Genomic DNA, 21467 nt, shown 5'->3' on the forward strand with positions numbered 1-21467 from the left:
AAAGAGGAGGGGCCCCTGTTGACACTCGGGCCGTTCGGGCGCGGACGTTAAGAAGGGCCCCCTCCTGTGCGGAATGCGTCAGGAGGGGGCCCTTCCTTGCACCTCAGGCGCGGGTGCGGTTGACGGCGCTGGTGACCGCCTTGATCGAGGCGGTGACGATGTTGGCGTCCACCCCGACGCCCCACACCGTGCGGCCGTCCACCTCGCACTCCACGTACGCGGCGGCCTGCGCGTCACCGCCGGAGGCGAGCGCGTGCTCGTGGTAGTCGAGCACCCGTACCGCCACGCCCAGCGACTGCAACGCGTTGACGTACGCGTCGATCGGGCCGTTGCCGACCGCGGTGAGCGCGCGGCTCGCGCCGCCGAAGGCGACCCGGGCGTCGATCTCGACCTTGCCGTCGACGGTGCCGATGGTGTAGCCGGCCAGCGTGACCGCCGGGTCGACCTGGTGGTCGACCAGGTAGTTGCGGGCGAAGATCTCCCACATGGTGCCCGGCTCGACCTCGCCGCCGTCGTGGTCGGTGACGGCCTGCACGACGCCGGAGAACTCGATCTGGAGGCGGCGCGGCAGGTCGAGCTGGTGCTCGGACTTCATGATGTACGCGACGCCGCCCTTGCCGGACTGCGAGTTGACCCGGATGACCGCCTCGTAGGTGCGGCCCAGGTCCTTCGGGTCGATCGGCAGGTAGGGCACCGCCCAGGTGAACTCGTCGACCGGCACCCCGGCCGCCGCGGCGTCGGCGTGCAGCGCGGCGAAGCCCTTGTTGATCGCGTCCTGGTGGGAGCCGGAGAACGCGGTGTAGACCAGGTCGCCCGCGTACGGGTGACGCTCGTGCACCGGGAGCTGGTTGCAGTACTCGACGGCGCGCCGGATCTCGTCGATGTTGGAGAAGTCGATCATCGGGTCGATGCCCTGGGAGAACAGGTTCAGCCCCAGCGTCACCAGGTCCACGTTGCCGGTGCGCTCGCCGTTGCCGAACAGGCAGCCCTCGATCCGGTCGGCGCCGGCCAGCAGGCCCAGCTCGGCGGCGGCCACGCCGGTGCCCCGGTCGTTGTGCGGGTGCAGGCTCAGCGAGAGGCTGTCCCGCCGGGGCAGGTGCCGGTGCATCCACTCGATCGAGTCGGCGTAGACGTTCGGCATCGCCATCTCGACCGTGGCCGGCAGGTTGACGATCAGTTTCCGGTCCGGGGTCGGGTCGACCACCTCGATCACCGCCGCGCAGACCTCCAGCGCGTACTCCAGCTCGGTGCCGGTGTAGGACTCCGGCGAGTACTCGTAGTGGATGTCGGTGTCCGGGGTGTGGATCTCCGCGTACTTCTGGCAGAGCCGCGCGCCCTGGGTGGCGATGTCGGTGATGCCGTCCCGGTCCAGGCCGAAGACCACCCGGCGCTGGAGCGTCGAGGTGGAGTTGTAGAAGTGCACGATGGCCCGGCGGGCGCCGCGCAGCGACTCGAAGGTGCGCTCGATCAGGTGCTCCCGGCACTGGGTCAGCACCTGGATGGTGACGTCCTCCGGGATCAGGTCCTGCTCGATGAGCTGCCGGACGAAGTCGTAGTCGGTCTGGCTGGCCGACGGGAAGCCGACCTCGATCTCCTTGTAGCCCATCTGCACCAGGAGCTGGAACATCCGGCGCTTGCGCTCGGGCGACATCGGGTCGATCAGCGCCTGGTTGCCGTCGCGGAGGTCGACGGCGCACCAGCGGGGCGCGGCCTCGACGCGGCGGGTCGGCCAGGTGCGGTCGGGCAGTTCGACCCGGAACTGCCTGTCGTACGGGAGGTAACGGTGGACCGGCATCCGGCTGGGGCGCTGGCGCGCGAACGGATCGGTCTCGGTGTCGGTGACAGGTTGAGCCATCTCGGAGTGCTCCCTGGGAACATGTGGCGTCAGCAGATCGGAAGGTGTCGGCGAGGTGCCGGGCGACGGTGCGCGGCGGTGCCGAGGGGGAGTTCGGATGTGCTGGACGGCGCGGTTCAACTCCGCGACGAGGTGCCGGCCGGTCAGGCCTCGTCGCGGCAGCGAAGGAGAAGGTACGCCTGCCACATGTCAGGGTCACCCTACGTGGTGGGACGGGCGGTGGGAAGGCCGGTCCGGACTATGGGACCGTTGTCACCGCTTCGGTGGACTCGGGCGTCCCGCCCAACCGGGGCGTCCGCTCCGCCCGGGTCACCGCCGGCACGATCACGAGCCCGACCAGCACGAAGACGGCCGCCGCCGGGTACCAGCCCCAGCCGCCGGTGCTCACGCCGAGCGCGGTCAGCCCGGCCGGCGCGACCAGGAACTGCACCTGGGAGCCGAGCCCGAACGCGCCGACGTACGCGCCGCGCTGGGCGGCGGGCGGCAGCGTGGCGGTGAGCCCCCAGGTGCCCGCCGACTCGATCAGCTCGGCCACGATGAGCAACGTCGCGGCGGCCACCAGCGCCGCCACGGTGAGCCCGCCCCGGGTCTGCCCGGAGATCGGCACGACCACGCAGAACAGGGCGATCAGCAGCGCGCCCCGCCGGGACGCCCGGGCCGCGCCCGGCGCGGTGTCCGCGCCCCGGCTGGCCCGCACCTGGAGCAGCACGATCAGCACGGTGTTGAGCAGCACGAGCGCGGCGATCAGCGTCTTCGGCGCGTCGGTGCGGGTGAGGATCCACAGCGGCAGCACGGTCAGGTAGAGCGTCTGGTGCGCGGTGAGCAGCCCGGAGAGCAGCGCGACCGTCATGAACGGGCGGTCGCGCAGCACCGCCAGCCGGCTCATCGGCTCGGTCGGGCGGGTCACCTCCGGCAGCCGGGGCAGGCGGCGGACGAAGCCGGCGGTCACCAGGAAGACCGTGGCGATGAACCAGACCATCCCCCGGTACGCCCAGATCGTGTCGACGGCCAGGACCAGGCCGCTGATCAGCGCGCCCACCCCGAAGCCGACGTTCAGCGAGGAGCGCTGGTAGGCCATCGCGGTGACCCGTTCCTCCGGCCGCAGCACGTTGATCGAGTAGACCTGGCGGGCGGTGCCGGCGGCGGCGCCCACCACGGCCAGCGCGAGCACCACGGCGAGGAACCCGGCGAAGCCGCCGACGAACGGGTACGAGGCGAACAGTGCCGCGTCGAGCAGCAGGCCGACGATCCAGACCCGCTGCGGGCCGTACCGGTCGGTGAGCGCGCCCAGCGGGACGGTGCCGAGCAGGGACGCCCCGGCGGCCAGCGACAGGCCGAGACCCACCTGGGCCGGGCTGAGCCCCAGCGCCCGGGTGAAGAACACCGCGCTGCCGGCCTGGAACAGGCCGTTGCCGACGGCGTTCACCATGGCCTGCACGGCCAGGGCGCGGGTCAGCCCGGCCGGCGGTACGACGTGTCGGACGGCGGTGCGGATGCTCTCTCTGGCCCCCATGACCGGTGAGCAAACCGGGGCCACCACGGTCCGGTCGAGCCATTTAGTCTGGGCCGAATCGTGCGTCCGGGGGTGCGTGTGTCCGAGTTGCGGTTCACTCTGGCCGACGTCGCGGGTGTGCGGTTCGCCGTGTCGCCGGCCAACGAGACGGTCATGAGCATGTGGGCGCTGTCCGACCCGGTCCGCTACGCGGTGCACCTGCCCTGGATCGACCGGGCCCGGGTGGCCCTGCGCCGCCCGGAGGTGGCGGCGCGGGTCCGTCCGCTGGTGGAGCTGACCCGGCCGCGCCGCTGGTTGCCGGACTTCGTCACCCCGGCGGCCCGGCCCGACACGGGGATGGCCGAGCAGCTCGACCAGATCGCCGCGACACCGCCGGACGTGGTGGTCCAGGATCTGCTGGCGACCGTCCCGAGTCGACCGCTGAGCCCGTTCGGGCAGGCCCTGCTCGCCGACCCGCGCGGGTTGCTGCCGCAGCTCGTGGACGCGGTCCGGGTCTGGTACGACGAGGCGATCGCCCCGGACTGGCCGCGCATGCGGGCGCTGCTCGACGCCGACGTGGCGTACCGGGCCGGCCAACTCGCCGAGGGCGGCGCGGGGCGGTTGTTCGAGCAGCTCCACCCGAGCCTGCGCTGGCTCGACGACCGGGTGGTCAGCGACGACCCGTTCGAGCGCGACTTCGACCTGCGGGGTCGGGGGCTGGCGTTGAACCCGGGCGTGTTCACCGACCGGCGGGTGCTGTGGAACCTGCTGGAGGATTCGTTGCCCGCCGGGGCGTACCCGGTCCGGGCGGTCGGGACGCTCTGGGCGCGCGCCCCGGCCCCACCCGGTGACCCGCTGGCCCGGGTGGTCGGCTCCGGCCGGGCCGCGCTGCTGCACCTGCTCGACACGGCGGTGACCACGACCGACCTGGCCCGGCTCACCGGGATGTCGGCCGGGAACGTCTCCCAGCACCTGTCCGCGCTGCACGCCGCCGGGCTGGTGGCGCGGTTCCGGGCCGGGCGGCACGTGCTCTACCGCAACACCGAGGTCGGTGCCGCCCTGCTGCACGCGGCCCGGGGCACGTGAGCCGGCCGGCCCGCCCCTGAGCCCGCCGCGCCGGCTCCGGCGTCGACCCGCGCCGGCTCCGGCGTCGACCCGCGCCGGCTCCGGCGTCGACCCGGGTCGGGTCCGGCGTCGGTCGGCTCAGCGGAGCAGCAGGGCGGGGAGGGGTCGGCGGCGGCGGAGCGCGGTCTCCCGGGCGTACAGGTCCGCGGGGAGCGTGGCGGGGTCGCCGAGGCGGCCGACCGCGGCCACCACCAGCGGCCGGATGTCGTCGGGCAGGTCCAGCTCGGCGGCGAGGCGGCGGCGGTCCAGGCGGGTGACCTGGCGGACGTGCAGGCCGAGCGCGGTGGCCTGCACGGTGAGGTGGGCGACCGCCTGGCCCAGGTCGTACGCGTTGCGCTCCGGGTCGCCGCCGGCGTGCGCGGCGAGCAGCAGGGCGGCGGCGTGTCGGGCCCAGCCCTGGTCGGCGTCGGGCAGGCCGACCAGGATCCGCTTCCAGGTCTCGTCCTGCCGGTGCCCGAGCGCGAACCGCCACGGCTGGGCGTTGCCGGCCGAGGGCGCCCAGCGGGCCGCCTCCAGTAGCGCGGCCACCTCGTCGGCGGTCAGCTCGGCGTCGGGGTCGAACGCGCGAGGGCTCCAGCGGAAGGCGAGCAGCGGGGTCAGGTCGGTCATGGGGTACAGCGTCCCCGATGCCCGGTTTGTCACCCGCACCGGGATGAGCTGATGTGGGCAAGGCCACCCGTAACGGACAAAGTGCTACGACGTTCCGGGCGTCGGCGCGTCCCGGCTGACCGGCTCGCCCTCGGTCACCGCCCCGGCCAGCTCGACGGTCGCCGGCGCCGGGCCGGGCGAGCCGGTCAGCGTGAGGCTGCCGAGGGTGGCACGGACCGCCAGCGGGGTGCCGTCCTCGCCGAAGCAGTAGACGCCCACGTCCAGCGGTGCGTTCAGCGAGGCCGAGGTGGAGTCGACCGCGTAGCACCGGCCGGTGACGCCGGCCGGCGGCGTGGCGGGGGAGACCGCCAACGGCGCCCGCCGGTCGGTGAGCACCTCCAACCAGTCGGTGAACGGGTGCTGCACGCGCGGGTCCAGCCGGCGGGGCACCGCGTCGTCGGCGTCGCCGAGGCGTACGCAGCCGGCGGGCCGCGTCCAGCCGGCCGAGGGCAGGGCGCACTGGAAGAGCCCGTCCGAGGTGGCGGCGAGCGAGACGTCCACCGTGCCGTCCCGCCCCCAGCCGGGTACGTCGACCCGCCAGCTCCCGTCGTTCCCGCTGGTCACCGCAACGGTGCGGGAGGGGCCGCCGGGAGGTGCGAACGCGTACGTGGCGGTGAGGTGCCGGTCCTGCGCGGCGGCGGCCAACCCGGCCAGTTCGTCGCGGGCGGCGTCGACCTGCACCGGCACCGGATCGGCGGTGCCGGCCGGCGCCGAACCCGGTGGGTCGGCGACGCAGGCGGTCAGCAGCGTCGGCAGGGTGAGCGCGAGTACGCCGGACAGCCGGCGACCCGCGCGTCGATGAGCGTGCACCAGGTCATTCTGCGGTGCGACCACGGCTCCGGTCAGCCCACCGTACGGCTGTACCGCTTGGCGTGTCGTGTGCCGCCCGGGGCTGGTGAGCCGCCCCACGCCGGGGCCGGATGGTGGGATCACCCGACCCGGCGTCGCGGCCCGCCCGATACCCTGAGGGCGTCTGACACGCGCCGCCGGACTTTCAGACCCGGCGGCGTCGGCACGCTCAGGGTCGTCACCGGGAGGGAGTGCACCGTCGTGGCACTCGTGGTGCAGAAGTACGGCGGGTCCTCCGTCGCCAACGCCGAGCGGATCAAGCGGGTGGCCGAGCGCATCGTGGCGGCCCGCAAGGCGGGCGACGACGTGGTCGTGGTGGTCTCCGCCATGGGTGACACCACCGACGAGCTGCTCGACCTGGCCAACCAGGTCAGCCCGCTGCCGCCCGGCCGCGAACTGGACATGCTGCTCACCGCCGGGGAGCGGATCTCCATGGCGCTGCTCGCCATGGCCATCCACAACCTGGGGTACGAAGCCCGCTCGTTCACCGGCTCCCAGGCCGGCGTGATCACCACCTCGGTGCACGGCCGGGCCCGGATCATCGACGTGACCCCGGGGCGGCTCAAGGGCGCGCTGGACGAGGGCGCGGTGGTGATCGTCGCCGGCTTCCAGGGCGTCTCGCAGGACACCAAGGACGTCACCACGCTCGGCCGGGGCGGCTCGGACACCACCGCGGTGGCGCTCGCCGCCGCGCTCCACGCGGACGTCTGCGAGATCTACACCGACGTGGACGGCATCTTCTCCGCCGACCCGCGGATCGTGCCGAACGCCCGGCACATCAAGCACATCACCTACGAGGAGATGCTCGAGCTGGCCGCCTGCGGCGCGAAGGTGCTGCACCTGCGCAGCGTCGAGTACGCCCGGCGCGCGGGGTTGCCGATCCACGTCCGTTCGTCATACTCGACCAACACCGGCACCATGGTCACCGGATCGATGGAGGACCTTTCCGTGGAACAGGCGCTGATCACCGGGGTCGCCCACGACCGCAGCGAGGCGAAGATCACCATCGTCGGGGTGCCCGACGAGCCGGGCGCCGCCGCGCGGATCTTCGACACCGTGGCCGGTGCCGAGATCAACATCGACATGATCGTGCAGAACGTGTCCACCGAGGGCACCGGCCGCACCGACATCTCGTTCACGCTGCCCAAGGCCGACGGTCCGACCGCGATGGCCGCGCTCAGCAAGATCCAGGAGCCGGTCAAGTTCAAGGGCCTGCTCTACGACGACCACGTCGGCAAGGTTTCCCTGATCGGCGCCGGCATGCGTTCCCACCCGGGCGTCGCCGCCGGCTTCTTCGCCGCGCTCGGCACCGCCGGCGTGAACATCGAGATGATCTCCACGTCCGAGATCCGGGTCTCCGTGGTCTGCCGGGACACCGACCTCGACAAGGCGGTCAAGGCCATCCACGACGCCTTCGAGCTGGGTGGTGACACCGAAGCCGTCGTCTACGCCGGCACCGGGCGGTAGCGCGGATGCCGTCGCTACCCACCCTCGCCGTGGTCGGGGCGACCGGTGCCGTCGGTACGGTGATGTGCCAGATCCTTTCCTCCCGCCGCAACGTGTGGGGCGAGATCCGGCTGCTCGCCTCCGCGCGCTCGGTCGGCCGCCGGGTGCCGTGCCGGGGCGAGGAGTTGACCGTCCGGGCCCTCACCGCCGACGCGTTCGACGGCGTCGACGTGGCGATGTTCGACCTGCCCGACGACGTCTCGGCCGAGTGGGCGCCGATCGCGGTGTCCCGTGGCGCGGTGGTGGTGGACAACTCCGGCGCGTTCCGGATGGACCGGGACGTGCCGCTGGTGGTCCCCGAGATCAACCCCGAGCAGGTTCGCAACCGGGCCAAGGGGATCATCGCCAACGCCAACTGCACCACGCTGGCGATGATCGTGGCGATCGCCCCGCTGCACCGCGAGTACGGCCTGCGCGAACTGGTCCTCGCCTCCTACCAGTCGGCCTCCGGGGCGGGGCAGACCGGGGTGGACACGCTGCACCTCCAACTCGCCAAGATCGCCGGTGACCGGGCGCTCGGCTCCCGTGCCGGCGACGTGCGGCAGGCGGTCGGCGAGGAGCTGGGCCCGTTCCCGGCCCCGCTGGCGCTCAACGTGGTGCCCTGGGCCGGCGCGCTGGATGACGGCGGCTGGTCCTCCGAGGAGCTGAAACTCCGCAACGAGTCGCGCAAGATCCTCGGGCTGCCCGACCTGAAGGTCTCCGCGACCTGCGTGCGGGTGCCGGTGGTGACCGGTCACTCGGTCGCCGTGCACGCGGTCTTCGCCACCGAGGTGGACGCCGAGGGCGCCCGCGAGGCGCTGCGCAACGCGCCGGGCGTGATCCTGGTCGACGACCCGGCCGCCGGGGAGTTCCCGATGCCGATCGACGCGGTCGGCACCGACCCGTCCTGGGTGGGCCGCATCCGCCGCGCCGTCGACGACCCACGTGCGCTGGACCTGTTCGTGACCGGCGACAACCTCCGCAAGGGCGCCGCCCTCAACACCGCCCAGATCGCCGAACTCCTCGCCAAGGAACTGACCCACTGACCACCCGCGTGCGCCCTCACCCGCGCCCCGAGCCCTCTTTTCACGGAAAGAGTGGCTATTCGGGTCCCCATAGCCACTCTTTCCGTGAAAGGGCGCGCGAGGCGAGCAGGGGTGCGCGAGGCGCGAGGGGCGCTGAGGGGGCGAGGTGCGGTGAGGGCGCGGGGGGTGGGGTCAGGCGGCGGAGAGGTGGACGCCGTCCCGGCCGTGCCGCTTGACCGCGTAGAGGGCCTGGTCGGCGCGGTGCAGGGTGCGCTCCGGGGGCTCGTCGGGGCGGGGCAGCGCGATGCCGACGCTGATCGTCCGGCCGGTGACTCGGGCCGCCTCGGTGAGCCGCTCGGCGATCCGGACCGCCTCCTGCGGGTGGCTCACCTCGATCACCGCGAAGAACTCGTCGCCACCGGTCCGGTACAGCTCGTCGCCCTGCCGCAGCGCGCCCTCCAGCGCCCGGGCCAGCCCCACCAGCAGCCGGTCGCCGGCCTGGTGGCCGTACGTGTCGTTGACGTCCTTGAACCCGTCCACGTCGATGGCCAGCAACGCGGTACGCCCGGGCGTGGCGGTGGCGATCCGCTGCCCGAACGGCCCGGTGTGCCGCAGCCCGGTGAGCGGGTCCGAGCTGGCCTGCTCGCGCAGCCGCGCCAGGGTCCGTAGCCGGTCGAGACAGGTCCATGCCTGCCCGGCCAGCAGCTCGATCAGGTTGACAGTGGTCGGGTCGGGTCGCAGTGACCGTTCGTCGGCGACCAGCAGCACGCCGCCGCTCGACGGCGTGCCGACCGGCACCGCCACCAGCGTGCGCGCGCCGGCCCGGGTCAGTGGCAGGTACTCCTCGGTCGGGGGGTGCCCCGCCTCGCCCAGCGTGTACGCCGAGCCGTAGCGGTGGGCGCGGTCGACCATGCGGTCCAGCGCGGCCGGACCGGCCTCGGCCAGTTCGGCCCGGATCCGCGCCTCCAGGTCGCCCGGGGTGTCGGTGGGCGCGCCCAGGCGGGGCCCGTCCCGGCCGGTGAGCACCAGCACGGCGGCGGAGAGCGCGGAGACGTCGCGGGCCGCGGCGATGGCGGCGGCCATCAGGTCCCAGTCGGTTCCGGCGGCGGTGAACGCGGCGGCGTGCCGGAGCAGTTTCTCGCTGCGGCTCTCGGCCGGTGGCCCGCCGAGCGCCGCGATCCGGGCGCCGAGCCGGTCGGCCAGCCGTTCGGCTGTCTCCTGCCAGGGCGCCAGCGTGACCGGCTCGCTCCACTGGAGGTCGAGCACGCCGATCGGGCGGCCGTCCGGGTCACGGACCGGGACGCAGAGTTCCGCGGTGACGTCCGGGCGGACCGGGAGGTAGTCGGGGTCGGCGGCGACGTCGGGAACGGCGGCGGTCTCGCCGGAGGCGTAGACCCGCCGCGCCACCGACGGTTCGGGCCGGTGCCGGGCCGTCCCGGTGCCGTCGGTCGTCGCCGGGACGTGGGAGAAGACCTGCCAGGCACCGGTGGCCGCGACGCACCGGAGGCGGTCGTGGACGCGGAGCAGGATGGTGGCCGTCGCCGGGGTGTGCCGGGCGAGCGCGGCGACGGTCCACTGGCACGCCTCGGGCACGGTCGACGCCGTGGGAAGGCGCACCGTGACGTCGCGGAGGACTCGCTCGTGGTCCACGTCGTTCCTGCTCGGAGGGGGGTCGGGTCGCGATCAAGCGTACTCAGCGGGGCCGCTCCCGACCTTCGTACACATGTGCTATCCACAGCCTGTGGACGCGGCCTGTGGGCAACGCGCGGACCGGCGCGGCGGTAGCGTGAGGGTCCCGGCCCGAGGAGGCGCCGATGCTCATCGCCCAGCTCAGCGATCCGCATGTGACCACCGGTCCGCTCGCCGCCGAGCCGGCGGCCGGCCTGCACCGGGCGCTCGGCGTGGCGCTCGCCCTGCGCCCCCGGCCCGACTGCGTGGTGATCACCGGCGATCTCACCGGCTCCGGCCGGCCGGACGAATACCTCGCCCTCCGCGAGATCGTCGGGCGGTTCCCGCTGCCGGTGCACCTGGCCGCCGGCAACCACGACGACCGCGAGTCGCTGCTCGACACGTTCGGCGGCACCCCCCACCTGGCCGGCGGATTCTCCGCGCACTACCACGTCGACCACCCGGACGCGACGCTCGTGGTGCTCGACTCGCTCAGCCCCGGCGGCTCCGGCGGTCGGCTCGGCGACGAGCAGCTCGACTGGCTCGACGGGGTGCTCGCCGGCCGGCCGGAGGCGCCCGCCGTCGTGTGCCTGCACCATCCGCCGGTCGCGGTGGGCGTCCCGGCCGCCGACGCCATCCGGCTCGCCGACGCCGACGCGTTCGCCGCCGTGGTCGCCCGACACCCCCATGTCGTACGCGTCGCCGCGGGCCACCTGCACCGCCAGGTGACCAGCGCGTTCGCCGGTACGGTGCTGACCTGCGCGCCGAGCACCTGGATCCAGGCGAGCCTGACCATGGCCGACGAGGACGAGATCGGCTGGGTCGCCGAGCCGACCGCGTTCCTGCTGCACCGGGTCGCCGACGGCGGCTGTGTCACGCACACCGTCCAGGTCAGTCATGCCGCCGGTCGGACGTGCGGGTTCTGACCGCTGCGGTGCCCCTGCTCTGGTACGTCGCGTACGGGTCGAACCTGCACGCCGCTCGGCTCGACTGGTACCTGCGCGGCGGGCGTCCACCGGGCGGGCTGCGCACGTACCCGGGCTGTCGGGACTGCCGACCACCGCACCGGACGGTTCCGGCGCTGGTCCCCGGCGGCGTCTATTTCGCCGGCGAGTCCCGCGCCTGGACCGGTGGCATGGCGTTCTACGACCCGGAGCTGCCCGGCCGGGCGGCGGTCCGCGGCTACCTGGTCACGGTCGAGCAGTTCGCCGACATCGCCGCCCAGGAGATGTACCGGCCGCCCGGCGCGGACCTGGCCGGGATCCGCGCGGCGGTCGCGACCGGCCGGGCCACGCTCGGTCCGGGCCGCTACGAGACGCTGCTCCGGGTCGGGGAGCGCGACGGCCGGCCGATGCTCACGTTCACCGCCCCGCACCGCGCGGTGGAGGTGCCCTGGACCCGGCCCGCCCCGGTCTATCTCGGCATGCTGGCCCGGGGGCTGCGGGAGGCGCACGGGTGGGGTGTCGCCCGCACCGTCGACTATCTGTCCGGCCGGCCGGGTGTCGCCGGGCGGTGGACCCGGGCGGCGCTCCGGACGCTGGTCGGCACCGCCCACGTCGCGGTCGCCAACCCGCCCTCCGGTGTTCAGGTCGAGTTCGGACAGTCCGCTCCGGCCGCCGGACCGGTGGACATGAACGGCCGTTCGGTTGGCGACGGATGGCCCGCCGGGAGTGTTTCCGGTCAGGAAGGTTGCCAGAGCAAGGTTTTCGGCGTGACATGAGCGACGGCGCCGGCTCCCTGGTCCCTGGGGGCCGGCGCCCTTTCCACGAACCGCGTGCGCCGTGCGGGAATTCATCCGACGGTCATGTCGGACTCGTCGGGCAGACCGGTACGGGTCGCCTGGTGCGGCGAACATTCCGAATGCCACCCCGGTCGACCTGCGGCCCGGTGGATGAGAAGCTACCCCGGGCGGGGCGGCGTTCCCCCGAGTGCCGCCTTCCGCGATCGACCCCTGTCACGGCACGCATCAGGGTCGCCGGGCGAATCATCGTCCGGACACCACGCGCCGGTATCTCACGAGGAGTTCCATGTCCGTCCCCGGGATGCGCCGCCGGGCCGCCGTCGGCCTGGCCGCACTCGCCGCGACCGCGTTCACCGCCGTCGCCGTCACCCCCGACCAGGCCGAGGCCCACTCGAAGCCGGTCGACGTCCAGCTGCTCGCGATCAACGACTTCCACGGCAACCTGGAGCCGCCGACCGGCTCCAGCGGCACCATCGACGGGCAGGCCGCCGGTGGCGCGGAATACCTGGCCAGCCACCTGAAGGCCATGCGCGCCGCGGCGCAGGCGCAGGGCAAGGGCACCGTCACGGTCGCCGCGGGCGACCTGATCGGCGCCTCGCCGCTGCTCTCCGCCGCGTTCCACGACGAGCCCACCATCGAGGAGATGAACCTCGCCGGGCTCGAGTTCGCCAGCGTCGGCAACCACGAGTTCGACGAGGGCGCCACCGAGCTGCTGCGGATGCAGCGCGGCGGCTGCCACCCGGTGGACGGCTGCGCCGACGGCACGCCGTTCGCGGGCGCGAAGTTCAAGTACCTCTCCGCGAACGCGTTCAAGACCTCCACCGGCCTGCCGCTGATGCAGCCGTTCGGCATCAAGATCGTCAAGGGTGTGCCGATCGGCTTCATCGGCATGACGCTGGAGGGCACCCCGAACATCGTCAGCCAGCAGGGCGTGGCCGGGCTGCGCTTCACCGACGAGGCCGACACCGCCAACAAGTACGCCAAGATCCTGCGGCTGCTCGGCGTCAAGAGCATCGTCGTGCTGCTGCACGAGGGTGGCGTGCAGAACGGCGGCGGCATCAACGACTGCACCGGGTTCAGCGGCCCGATCGTCGACATCGCCAACCGGATGGACCCGTCGATCGACGTGATCGTCAGCGGCCACAGCCACGCCGCGTACAACTGCAACATCAACGGCAAGCTGGTCACCAGCGCCAGCTCGTTCGGCCGCCTCGTCACCGACATCAACCTGAAGATCGACCCGCGTACCCGGGACGTGGTCAGCGCGTCGGCGAACAACGTGGTGGTCACCCGGGACGTCGCCAAGGACCCGGCCTCGACCGAGCTGATCAGCCGGTACAAGACCGCGCTCGGCCCGGTGGCCGACCGGGTGGTCGGCGAGACCACCGCCGCGATCACCAAGACCCAGGAGAACCTGTACCAGACCGGGGTCGACGCCAACGGCAAGCCGACGTACCAGACCGGTGAGTCGCCGCTGGGCAACGTGATCGCCGACGCCCAGCTCGCCGCCACCGACACCGAGCAGAACGCGGTCGCCGCGTTCATGAACCCCGGTGGTGTCCGCGCCGACCTCGACGCCGGCCCGGTCACCTACGCCGAGGCGTTCACCGTCCAGCCGTTCGCCAACAACCTGGTGACGCTGGACCTGACCGGCGCGCAGCTCTACTGCATGCTGGAGCAGCAGTTCACCGTGGCGCGGGTGCTCTACGCCTCCTCGTCCGTGCACTACGTCGTGGACGTCAACGGCACCACCGCGCCGGCCGGCACGCCGTGTGCCGGCAGCCGGGTGGTCCGGGGCAGCCTCACCATCAACGGCACCCCGGTGACGGACACCGCGACCTACCGGGTCACGGTGAACAACTTCCTCGCCGGCGGCGGCGACGGCTTCAGCGTCCTGACCGGCGGCACCAACGCGGTGACCGGCCAGATCGACCTGGACGCCTTCACCGCGTACCTGACCGAGAAGTCGCCGGTGTCCGCGCCGGCGCTGGACCGGATCCAGACCACCGCGGAGGTCCCCGCCGCCTGACGGCGACCACACCGAGAACGGGCCCGGGAGCGACGCTCCGGGGCCCGTCCTCGTCCGTGCCCTCCCGCTCGTCGATCAAGGAGTTCGCGTCCGGCAGAGCGCGGAAGGGTGGCCCGAACTCCTTGATCGACGGCTGGGACGGTCAGGCCGTGGGGGCGAGGTGGGGGTCCGGGGTGGAGGTGGGGGCCGGGCGGCCGTCCTGGACCGCGCTGAGCAGGGGGCGCAGGGACAGGGCGAGCAGCGAGGCGGCCAGGCAGCCACCCACCACGACCGCCACCCAGACCCGTCCGTCCGCCGCGCCGATCAGGGGCCCGGCGGTGACCGGACCGACGACCCCGCTGATCCCGAAGATCATCGAACTCATCGCGTTGTAGCGGCCACGCAGCTCGTCGGTGGCCAACGCGTTGGTCAGGGCGGGCATGACCGGCGACAGCATCGTCTCGCCGAACCCGAAGATCGCCGAGCAGGCCACCACGCCGAGCGCCGCGAGCAGCGCGTTGCCGCCACCGACCACGCCGGCCGCACCGAGCACCAGCCAGGCGCCCGCGAAGACCGCGCCGACCAACGCCAGCGCGCCGGTGCGGCTGCGTCCCTCCAGCCGCCGGAGCATCAGCAGCTGGGAGAGCACGATCATCACGGTGTTCGCGGCGAGCGCCCAGGCCACCACCCGCGGCGTCACCTCCACCACCCGCACCGAGTACGCCGCGAAGCCCACCTCGATCTGCGCGTAGCCGCAGGTGGTGAGCACCAGCCCGAAGACGACGAGCCGGCGGAACGGCCGGTCCCGCAGCACGGTCAGATAGCCGCCGGCCGCCGGCGCGGCATCGCCCCCGTCCGCGACCGTGGCCGGCCGGCGCCCCACGTGCGGCAGCGTGAGCAGGATCAGGGCCGGGGTCAGGTAGCTCACCGCGTCGAGCAGGTAGATCGCCTGGAACGTGACCGGGCGGGCCACGTCGACCACCGCGCCGGAGATCAGGCCGCCGACGCCGATGCCGAGGTTGAGCAGGGCGAAGTTCAGCCCGAAGACCCGCTGCCGCTCACCGTCGCTCGTGAGCGACGCGAGGATGGTGTTCTGCCCGGCCCAGATCGCCGAGCTGCCCACGGCGACCAGGGTCATCACCCCGAACGCCGAGGCGGTGGAGTCGACCAGGGCCAGCGAGCCGGTGCCGACGGCCTCGACGACCAGGCACGGCAGCACCACCCGCCGGGCGCCGAACCGGTCGATCAGCGTGCCGCCCAGCGGCGACAGGGCCAGCGTCACCGCGCCGAACCAGCCGATCACCAGGCCGGCGCGGGCGTCGGTCAGGCCGCGCACGTCGGTGAGGTAGATGAAGAGGAACGGCAGGGTGAGGCCGCGCCCGACGGCGGAGAGCAGGGTCCCCAGGAGAATCCGGCGGGCTTCGGGACGGGCTGGTAGGACGCGGCGCGGCATGGCTGGGATTCTGGGCGGCGGGTACGACGACCGCGACCCGTTTACCCCCGCCCCGGCGGGCGCGGAGCCGGAAGGTGAGCAAGCCCACCCCGTCTGCCATGCTGGCCCGGTGACCACGACCTGGCGTCATCTGCCCGCCCCGGCCCGCGAGATCGCCGTGACCGCCACGGACGCGGTCGACGCGGCCCGGGCGCGGGACGCCGAGGCGTACCGGGCGGCGGTGGAACGACTCGCCGCCGCCGACCGGGCCGGGCTGGTGCTCGGCGGTGCGGTACGGCTGCTGCTGGAGGAGGGGCATCCGGACGGACTGGACGGCGACGACGTACGCCAGGTGCTGGAACGCTGCGCCCGGTCGGCCGCGACGTGGTGGCCCGAGGTCGACCCGCACGTGCTGCTGGTGCTGCTGGCCGGTGCGCTCGGTGTCTACGACCCGGGCGACGACGAGAACCCGCCCGACCCGGCGGCGGTCGCCCGGCACGCCCCGCTGCTCGTGGCCGACCTGCTGGCGGTCACCGGACGCCCGTTCGCCGACTACCTGAGCGCGGCGTTCGCCGAGGTGGCCCGCACCGAGCTGCACGACTGACCGGGGCGGGGCGGACGCTGCTCGTCCACCCCGCCCCACCGGTCAGGCGGTGCCGGCGACCTCGAACGAGTACCAGTTGGCGTACTCGCTGAACGTGCCGTCGGCCTTGACCGCGAAGACCGTCAGGGTGATCCACCCGCTGGTCTGCGGCGTCCACGTCACGGTCGCCCGGCCCTCACCGTCGGCGGCCACGTCGGCGAACTCGCCGTCGTCGCCGAACGCGTACCGGTAGGTCGCCACGTCGGTCCACCCGGGCGGCGGCGAGAAGGTGAAGGTGCCGGGCACCCCGACCCCACCCACCGGGCTGCCGTCGGCCGGTCGCTGGTAGACGTCCGACCGGACGCCCGGCCACGGGTTGAAGGTGGCGTACCAGGTGGTCTCCTCGGAGACGAATCCGTTGGCGCTGCGGCTGCGGATCGTCACCCGGTGACCGTTGGGGTTGCTCGCCCGGAAGCTGAACCAGGCGACACCGTCCGCCTCGGGCTGCCGGGTCTCCGCCGGCTCGTTGTCGAGCGTGATCTCGTACTCCTCGACGCCGTTGAGCCCCGGCGCCGGGGTGATCTTCAGCAGCACGTCCTGGTTCCACTCCGGGGGACCGCCCTGCACCTCCACCTGCGGCGCGGACCAGGGCACGTTCACCTCGTAGACGACCGTCCCCGAGGTGTTGCCGGCCAGGTCGACCGAACGCACGGTGAGCCGCTGCGGACCGGCGTCGGGCGGGCTCATCGTCACCGTCGCGGTGCCCCCCGGCGCGTCGGGCCGGACGGTGCCGGGGCGGCTCAGCGGGTCGGTGCAGACCAACTGGCCGACGTCACCGCCGGACTCACAGCCGCCCGCGCCGAGCTGGGACCACGAGTACTGGAAGCCCGCCACGTCCTTCCTGCCGTTGCCGGAGAACGTGAAGACACCCGGCTCGCCGGCCGGCACCCACTGGCCGGTCTCCGACGAGGGGTAGTTCGACGACGTCACCGTCGGCGCCGCCGGCGCCGTGGCGTCGTAGCTGAAGTAGCACTTCTTCGACCAGTCGGACGTGTCCGCGCCGTCGCCGACGCGGGCCTGCCAGACGTACGACGTGCCGTCGGCCAGCGCGTCGGCGGCCAGTTGGACCGTGTTCGCCCGGCCCGAACTGCCGTGCTCGCCGCTCACCTCCCGACGCTGCTCCGGATGGCCGACCGGCCAGAACGCGACGTCGGTACGCAGGCTGCGCTGATCCCACTCGTCGGCGTCGGTCCCGACCGCCTGGAGCACGTGGGCGAAGGCGCCGATCTTCGGGTACGGCCGCAACTGGGTGCAGGCGAAGCCGCCGTTGTAGAGGCGCGCGTTGTCGACCGTGGGCAGCGAGTTGTACTGCACGCTGAGCTGGACCTGCTTGTACCAGTTCAGCTCACGCGCGTACGTCGGGTCCGTCTCGTACTGCTCCGGCACCCGGAGCAGGAAGGTGATCCGCCGCTGCTTCTGCGCCACCGCCTCCTGGACGGCGGTGCCCACGTCGAAGGAGATGGTGGCCCGGGGGCAGTACTCCGGCGTCAGGATCTCGTCGAGCTTGCCGATCGGCTCCGGCTGCCGGTTCCAGGTGGGGGTGGAACCCACCTGCTTCGTACGCCAGATCTCGATCGCCCGCTTCGTGCAGTCCGCCGCGGTCTGCTCCTGGATGAAGACCTTCCCGCCGTAGATCTTCCGGCCGCCCTCGAACTGGGACAGGTCGAAGGTGGCGTAGATCCGCGAGGTGTGCGACTTCCCGGCGTCGTCGACCCGGGTGCCGAGCGGCATGTTGACGCCCTCGGCCCAGTTGTACGCTTTCGCGGGCGTGGCCGAGTCGACCCAGCCGCCCTGCACCTGGGGTGGGGTGGTGTAGTGCGGCGCCGCGACGGCGGCGCCGTCGGTGCTGACGACCGTCAGCCCGGTGACCCCCAGGGTCAACCCGAGCAGGCCGATGAGGCCACGACGTGGCCTGAGACTGAACACAGTGGATGTCCTCCCGTTGCCGTCCAGGCGCCCGCCCGGACAGTTACGGGCATCAAACCGTTCCCACCGGTGGGCGGGCAACGGCCTTTCGGTCGGTCACCGGCCGCGCGGTCGGCGGACTTCCGACGCGGTCACGGGCTCGCGGCCAGGAAGACGAACGCGGCGAGCAGCACCAGGTGCACCCCGCCCTGGAGTACGGTGGCCCGCCCCGGCACGACCGTGAGCACGGCGGTCACCGCGGTCAGCGCCAGCAGCGTCATCTGGGTGCCGCCCAGCCCCAGCAGCAGCGGGCCGTCCAGCCAGATCGAGGCGATCGCGATGGCCGGGATGGTCAGGCCGATGCTGGCCATCGCCGAGCCGAGCGCCAGATTGAGACTGATCTGCACGCGGTCCCGGCGGGCCGCCCGCGCGGCGGCCAGCGTCTCCGGCGCCAGCACCAGCAGCGCGATGACCACGCCGACGAACGCCTGCGGCAGGTTCGCCGCCTGCACCGCCGACTCGATCGCCGGGGAGATCGTCTTCGCGTCGCCGACCACCGCGACCAGCGCCACCACCAGCAGCGCCAGGCTCACCAGCGCGGTACGCGTGGACGGCGGCTCGGCGTGCCCGTCGCCGTCGGTGTCCTCCGCCAGGATGCTGCCCTCCTGCGTGACCGGGAGGAAGTAGTCGCGGTGCCGGCCGGTCTGCACCATCACGAACAGCAGGTAGAGCGCGAGCGAGGCGACCGCCGCGAAGGCGAGCTGACCGGGGGAGAACTCCGGACCGGGCCGGCTGGTGGTGAACGTGGGCACCACCATGCTGAGCGTGGCGAGCGTCGCCACGGTGGCCAGCGCCCCGCCGGTGCCTTCCGGGTTGAACACCGCCACCTGCCGGCGTAGCGCGCCGAGCAGCAGCGACAGGCCGAGGATGCCGTTACAGGTGATCATCACGGCGGCGAAGACCGTGTCCCGGGCCAGCGCCTGCGTCTTGTCCCCACCGCTGATCATCAGCGTGACGATCAAACCGACCTCGATCACGGTGACCGCGACCGCCAGCACCAGCGAGCCGTACGGCTCGCCCACCTTGTGCGCCACCACCTCCGCGTGGTGGACGGCGGCGAGCACCGCGACGGCGAGCAGGGCGGCCACCACGAAGATCAGCACGCCGGGCAGCTCCCGCCCCCAGGTGAAGACGAGCAGGAGCACGGCGAGCACGGGTACGACGGTGGTCCAATCGGTCAGGCGGGATCGGATCATCGCTGGCATGCGTCTACCTTGCCAGGTGAATCGGTCAGTTGCCCGCGGTGGGGAGATCGTCCCGGGTGGGGTGTGACGGATCTGGCCGCGGTGCGTCGCTCGTCGGTGGTCTTCAGCCCGCGCCGAGGCTGGCGGCGAGGTCGGTGATCGTCGCCGGAGCGTGGGGCTCGCGGGCGACCCGGGCGAGTACGTCCCGACCGGCTGGCCGGTGACGGATCTCGGCCGGCGCGATGCGGTCGGCCGCTGTCAGGACGCGGGCGGCATTGACCGGATCGTGGACGTGGACGTAGGTACGGGCGGCGTCGGCGCGTGTCCGCCCCGCGTCGTGGTCGACGGGTTGCTCGACGAGCCGCACGAGTGCCCCACCAGCTTGAAGAACCTCATCGAGGTGCCGGGCCGTTTCCGGTGTCGGAGCCTTGGCGGCGGTCCCCAGATCGTGCAGATGACTCTTGCCCCGGTGCGCGAGCTGCCCGAGCGCCCGCAGAGACAGCCCGCGACTGGCCCGCAGCGCCCGAAGCTGGGCCGCGAAACGTGGATCGACGTGCGACACAACGACGCTCCCAACGCGGAGGAGGACGCACCCCATCGCATCGGAAGGTACACCTGAACACCACGCTAGGTAACGCCACGTCGCCCTGGTGGCAGGGGGAGCTGCAAATGCACCAGGCCACTCTCTGTTGATGGAGAGTGGCCTGACCTCTGGTCGGGGTGGCCGGATTCGAACCGACGACCTCTTCGTCCCGAACGAAGCGCGCTACCAAGCTGCGCCACACCCCGAGGCGTGCCGACAAATAGTAGCCCACCCGCCTCCGGGGTCCAACTCGGTACCCCCACCCCACGCGACGCCTGGATCTTGGTGCGGATTCACCCCTCCGCGGGCGGATCCGCACCAAGATCGCCGATCAGCGGGGGATCAGGGTCAGGATGCTCGCCTCGGGTGGGCAGGCGAAGCGGACCGGGGCGGTCGGGTGGGTGCCCAGGCCGGCGGAGACGTGCAGCCAGGAGTCCGAGCCGGGCCAGCGGTGCAGCCCGCGCGCCATTGACCGGGGCAGCCCGCAGTTGGTCACCAACGCGCCGTACCCGGGCACGCAGACCTGCCCGCCGTGGGTGTGCCCGGCCAGCAGCAACCCGAAGCCGTCGGCGGCCATCCGGTCCAGCACGGCCGGCTCCGGCGAGTGGGCCAGCGCGATCGACAGCGCGACCTCGTCACCGACCGGCCCGGCCACCGCGTCGTAGTCGTCCCGCTCGATGTGCGGATCGTCCACACCGGCCATCTCGATCGCCCGCCCGCCGGCCTTGAGCGTGGTGCGGGCGTTGTTCAGGTCCACCCAGCCGGCGCCGGTGAGGATGCCGCGCAGTTCCTCGTACGGCAGCGGCACGCCGTCGGTGTACTCCCGGTCGGGCAGGAAGTAGGTGAACGGGTTCTTCAGCACCGGCCCGGTGTAGTCGTTGGAGCCGAACACGAACGCGCCGGGGAAGTCGAGCAGCGGCTGGAGCGCGCGCAGCACGCCGGGCACCGCCTCCGGGTCGGCCATGTTGTCGCCGGTGACCACGACCAGGTCCGGGTCGAGCGCGGCCAGCGAGGCCACCCAGTCCTGCTTGCGCCGCTGGTTGGGCATCATGTGCAGGTCCGACAGGTGGAGCACGCGCAGCGGTTCGGCGTCGGTCGGGAGCACCGGCACGTCGTACCGGCGGAGGGTGAACAGGTTGCGCTCGACGAGCGACGCGTAGGCCAGCGTGGCCGCGCCGGCGGCGGCGGTTCCGGCCGCGAGCCGGAATAGTGTGCGCTTTCGCATGCTGTTCAGGGTAGTTTCACCGACCATGAGCACGCTGAAGGACCGTCTCACCACCGACATGCGCGCCGCCCTGAAGGCGCGCGACGAGCTGACCACCTCCACGCTGCGGATGGCCCTCGCGGCAGTCGGCAACGCTGAGGTCGCCGGCCGGGAAAAGCGCGAGCTCAGCGACGACGAGGTGCTCGCGGTGCTGACCAAGGAGGCGAAGAAGCGGCGCGAGGCGGCCACCGCGTTCGCCGATGCCGGGCGCGCGGAGCAGGCCGGCAAGGAGACCGCGGAGGGCGAGGTGCTGGAGCGTTACCTGCCGAAGCAGCTCCCCGACGACGAGCTGGCCGAGCTGGTTTCGGGGGCGCTCGCCGCGGGCGGCTTCACCGGCAAGGCGCAGATGGGCCCGGCCATGAAGGCGGCCCAGGCCGCGGTGGCCGGCCGGGCCGAGGGGGGCCGGGTCGCCGCCGAGGTACGCCGGCAGCTCGGCCTGTAGACGCACCGACCGCAACGCGACGGGCGGGCACCCGCAGGGGTGCCCGCCCGTCGTCGTC

At 73.0% G+C, this 21467-nt stretch carries 18 protein-coding genes and 1 tRNA gene; 8 read left to right on the forward strand and 11 right to left on the reverse strand.

The genetic code is table 11. The features are described 5' to 3' along the window. Positions 1-103: 103 nt before the first annotated feature. Complete coding sequence (leuA, locus tag VKK44_RS30115; protein ID WP_343444555.1) at positions 104-1855, reverse strand: 2-isopropylmalate synthase; 1752 nt, start codon at positions 1853-1855, stop codon at positions 104-106. Positions 1856-2093: 238 nt separating this feature from the next. Then, positions 2094-3368, reverse strand: a complete 1275-nt coding sequence (locus VKK44_RS30120; RefSeq protein WP_343444557.1) for an MFS transporter — start codon at positions 3366-3368, stop codon at positions 2094-2096. Between the two features lie 153 nt (positions 3369-3521). Between VKK44_RS30120 and VKK44_RS30125 the strand changes: the two genes are divergently transcribed. Then, complete coding sequence (locus VKK44_RS30125) at positions 3522-4433, forward strand: ArsR/SmtB family transcription factor (protein ID WP_343444558.1); 912 nt, start codon at positions 3522-3524, stop codon at positions 4431-4433. A gap of 117 nt (positions 4434-4550) precedes the next feature. On the opposite strand, the gene VKK44_RS30130 is transcribed toward VKK44_RS30125, so the two are convergent. Together VKK44_RS30130 and VKK44_RS30135 are read right to left on the reverse strand one after the other, a co-directional pair. Then, complete coding sequence (locus VKK44_RS30130; RefSeq protein WP_343444560.1) at positions 4551-5081, reverse strand: nitroreductase family protein; 531 nt, start codon at positions 5079-5081, stop codon at positions 4551-4553. A gap of 84 nt (positions 5082-5165) precedes the next feature. Beyond that, on the reverse strand, positions 5166-5930 hold the full coding sequence (locus VKK44_RS30135; protein ID WP_343444561.1) for a hypothetical protein: 765 nt from the start codon (positions 5928-5930) through the stop codon (positions 5166-5168). A gap of 240 nt (positions 5931-6170) precedes the next feature. On the opposite strand from VKK44_RS30135, the gene VKK44_RS30140 reads away from it, so the two are divergent. Next, entirely contained in the window at positions 6171-7436 is a 1266-nt protein-coding gene (locus VKK44_RS30140) for an aspartate kinase (protein ID WP_343444563.1), read from the forward strand. Positions 7437-7441: 5 nt separating this feature from the next. After that, positions 7442-8500 carry an aspartate-semialdehyde dehydrogenase gene (locus tag VKK44_RS30145; protein ID WP_343444564.1) on the forward strand — a complete coding sequence of 353 codons (1059 nt, stop codon included), beginning with the start codon at positions 7442-7444 and terminating at the stop codon, positions 8498-8500. A gap of 171 nt (positions 8501-8671) precedes the next feature. Here VKK44_RS30145 and VKK44_RS30150 read toward each other — a convergent pair whose 3' ends face one another. Further along, positions 8672-10129 carry a GGDEF domain-containing protein gene (locus VKK44_RS30150; protein ID WP_343444565.1) on the reverse strand — a complete coding sequence of 486 codons (1458 nt, stop codon included), beginning with the start codon at positions 10127-10129 and terminating at the stop codon, positions 8672-8674. A 164-nt stretch (positions 10130-10293) separates the two neighbouring features. Here VKK44_RS30150 and VKK44_RS30155 point away from each other — a divergent pair, with 164 nt between their 5' ends. The 3 genes from VKK44_RS30155 to VKK44_RS30165 all read left to right on the forward strand — a co-directional run bounded on the left by VKK44_RS30155 (position 10294) and on the right by VKK44_RS30165 (position 13917). Continuing rightward, a complete protein-coding gene (locus VKK44_RS30155; RefSeq protein ID WP_343444566.1) occupies positions 10294-11073 on the forward strand; it encodes a metallophosphoesterase in 780 nt (259 codons plus the stop codon). Then, positions 11061-11867, forward strand: a complete 807-nt coding sequence (locus tag VKK44_RS30160) for a histone deacetylase (RefSeq protein ID WP_343444568.1) — start codon at positions 11061-11063, stop codon at positions 11865-11867. The genes VKK44_RS30155 and VKK44_RS30160 overlap by 13 nt, the downstream gene beginning before the upstream one ends. A gap of 307 nt (positions 11868-12174) precedes the next feature. Beyond that, a complete protein-coding gene (locus VKK44_RS30165) occupies positions 12175-13917 on the forward strand; it encodes a bifunctional metallophosphatase/5'-nucleotidase (RefSeq protein ID WP_343444569.1) in 1743 nt (580 codons plus the stop codon). Between the two features lie 142 nt (positions 13918-14059). Here VKK44_RS30165 and VKK44_RS30170 read toward each other — a convergent pair whose 3' ends face one another. Next, positions 14060-15349, reverse strand: coding sequence for an MFS transporter (locus VKK44_RS30170; protein WP_343444570.1), 1290 nt, complete (start codon positions 15347-15349; stop codon positions 14060-14062). Positions 15350-15458: 109 nt separating this feature from the next. Between VKK44_RS30170 and VKK44_RS30175 the strand changes: the two genes are divergently transcribed. Next, positions 15459-15932, forward strand: coding sequence for a hypothetical protein (locus VKK44_RS30175; protein ID WP_343444572.1), 474 nt, complete (start codon positions 15459-15461; stop codon positions 15930-15932). Between the two features lie 42 nt (positions 15933-15974). Here VKK44_RS30175 and VKK44_RS30180 read toward each other — a convergent pair whose 3' ends face one another. The 5 genes from VKK44_RS30180 to VKK44_RS30200 all read right to left on the reverse strand — a co-directional run bounded on the left by VKK44_RS30180 (position 15975) and on the right by VKK44_RS30200 (position 20928). Next, complete coding sequence (locus VKK44_RS30180) at positions 15975-17897, reverse strand: DNRLRE domain-containing protein (protein WP_343444574.1); 1923 nt, start codon at positions 17895-17897, stop codon at positions 15975-15977. 131 nt (positions 17898-18028) lie between these two features. Then, positions 18029-19132, reverse strand: coding sequence for a calcium:cation antiporter (locus tag VKK44_RS30185; RefSeq protein WP_343447951.1), 1104 nt, complete (start codon positions 19130-19132; stop codon positions 18029-18031). A 112-nt stretch (positions 19133-19244) separates the two neighbouring features. After that, the gene (locus VKK44_RS31100; RefSeq protein ID WP_458351584.1) at positions 19245-19682 is read right to left on the reverse strand and encodes a helix-turn-helix domain-containing protein; all 438 of its coding nucleotides are present in this window, start codon (positions 19680-19682) and stop codon (positions 19245-19247) included. 150 nt (positions 19683-19832) lie between these two features. Further along, positions 19833-19909, reverse strand: a tRNA-Pro gene (locus VKK44_RS30195). Between the two features lie 125 nt (positions 19910-20034). Continuing rightward, positions 20035-20928, reverse strand: coding sequence for a metallophosphoesterase (locus VKK44_RS30200; RefSeq protein ID WP_343444575.1), 894 nt, complete (start codon positions 20926-20928; stop codon positions 20035-20037). A 25-nt stretch (positions 20929-20953) separates the two neighbouring features. Here VKK44_RS30200 and VKK44_RS30205 point away from each other — a divergent pair, with 25 nt between their 5' ends. Next, complete coding sequence (locus VKK44_RS30205) at positions 20954-21409, forward strand: GatB/YqeY domain-containing protein (RefSeq protein WP_343444576.1); 456 nt, start codon at positions 20954-20956, stop codon at positions 21407-21409. Positions 21410-21467: the final 58 nt, after the last annotated feature.

The organism is Micromonospora sp. DSM 45708 (genome assembly GCF_039566955.1).
GTDB lineage: Bacteria > Actinomycetota > Actinomycetes > Mycobacteriales > Micromonosporaceae > Micromonospora.

Coding starts and splice junctions, on each gene's coding strand:
- leuA (WP_343444555.1), bottom strand. CDS start 1,855: ATGGCTCAACCTGTCACCGACACCGAGACCGATCCGTTCGCGCGCCAG.
- VKK44_RS30120 (WP_343444557.1), bottom strand. CDS start 3,368: ATGGGGGCCAGAGAGAGCATCCGCACCGCCGTCCGACACGTCGTACCG.
- VKK44_RS30125 (WP_343444558.1), top strand. CDS start 3,522: ATGAGCATGTGGGCGCTGTCCGACCCGGTCCGCTACGCGGTGCACCTG.
- VKK44_RS30130 (WP_343444560.1), bottom strand. CDS start 5,081: ATGACCGACCTGACCCCGCTGCTCGCCTTCCGCTGGAGCCCTCGCGCG.
- VKK44_RS30145 (WP_343444564.1), top strand. CDS start 7,442: ATGCCGTCGCTACCCACCCTCGCCGTGGTCGGGGCGACCGGTGCCGTC.
- VKK44_RS30155 (WP_343444566.1), top strand. CDS start 10,294: ATGCTCATCGCCCAGCTCAGCGATCCGCATGTGACCACCGGTCCGCTC.
- VKK44_RS30165 (WP_343444569.1), top strand. CDS start 12,175: ATGTCCGTCCCCGGGATGCGCCGCCGGGCCGCCGTCGGCCTGGCCGCA.
- VKK44_RS30170 (WP_343444570.1), bottom strand. CDS start 15,349: ATGCCGCGCCGCGTCCTACCAGCCCGTCCCGAAGCCCGCCGGATTCTC.
- VKK44_RS30185 (WP_343447951.1), bottom strand. CDS start 19,132: ATGATCCGATCCCGCCTGACCGATTGGACCACCGTCGTACCCGTGCTC.
- VKK44_RS30200 (WP_343444575.1), bottom strand. CDS start 20,928: ATGCGAAAGCGCACACTATTCCGGCTCGCGGCCGGAACCGCCGCCGCC.
- VKK44_RS30205 (WP_343444576.1), top strand. CDS start 20,954: ATGAGCACGCTGAAGGACCGTCTCACCACCGACATGCGCGCCGCCCTG.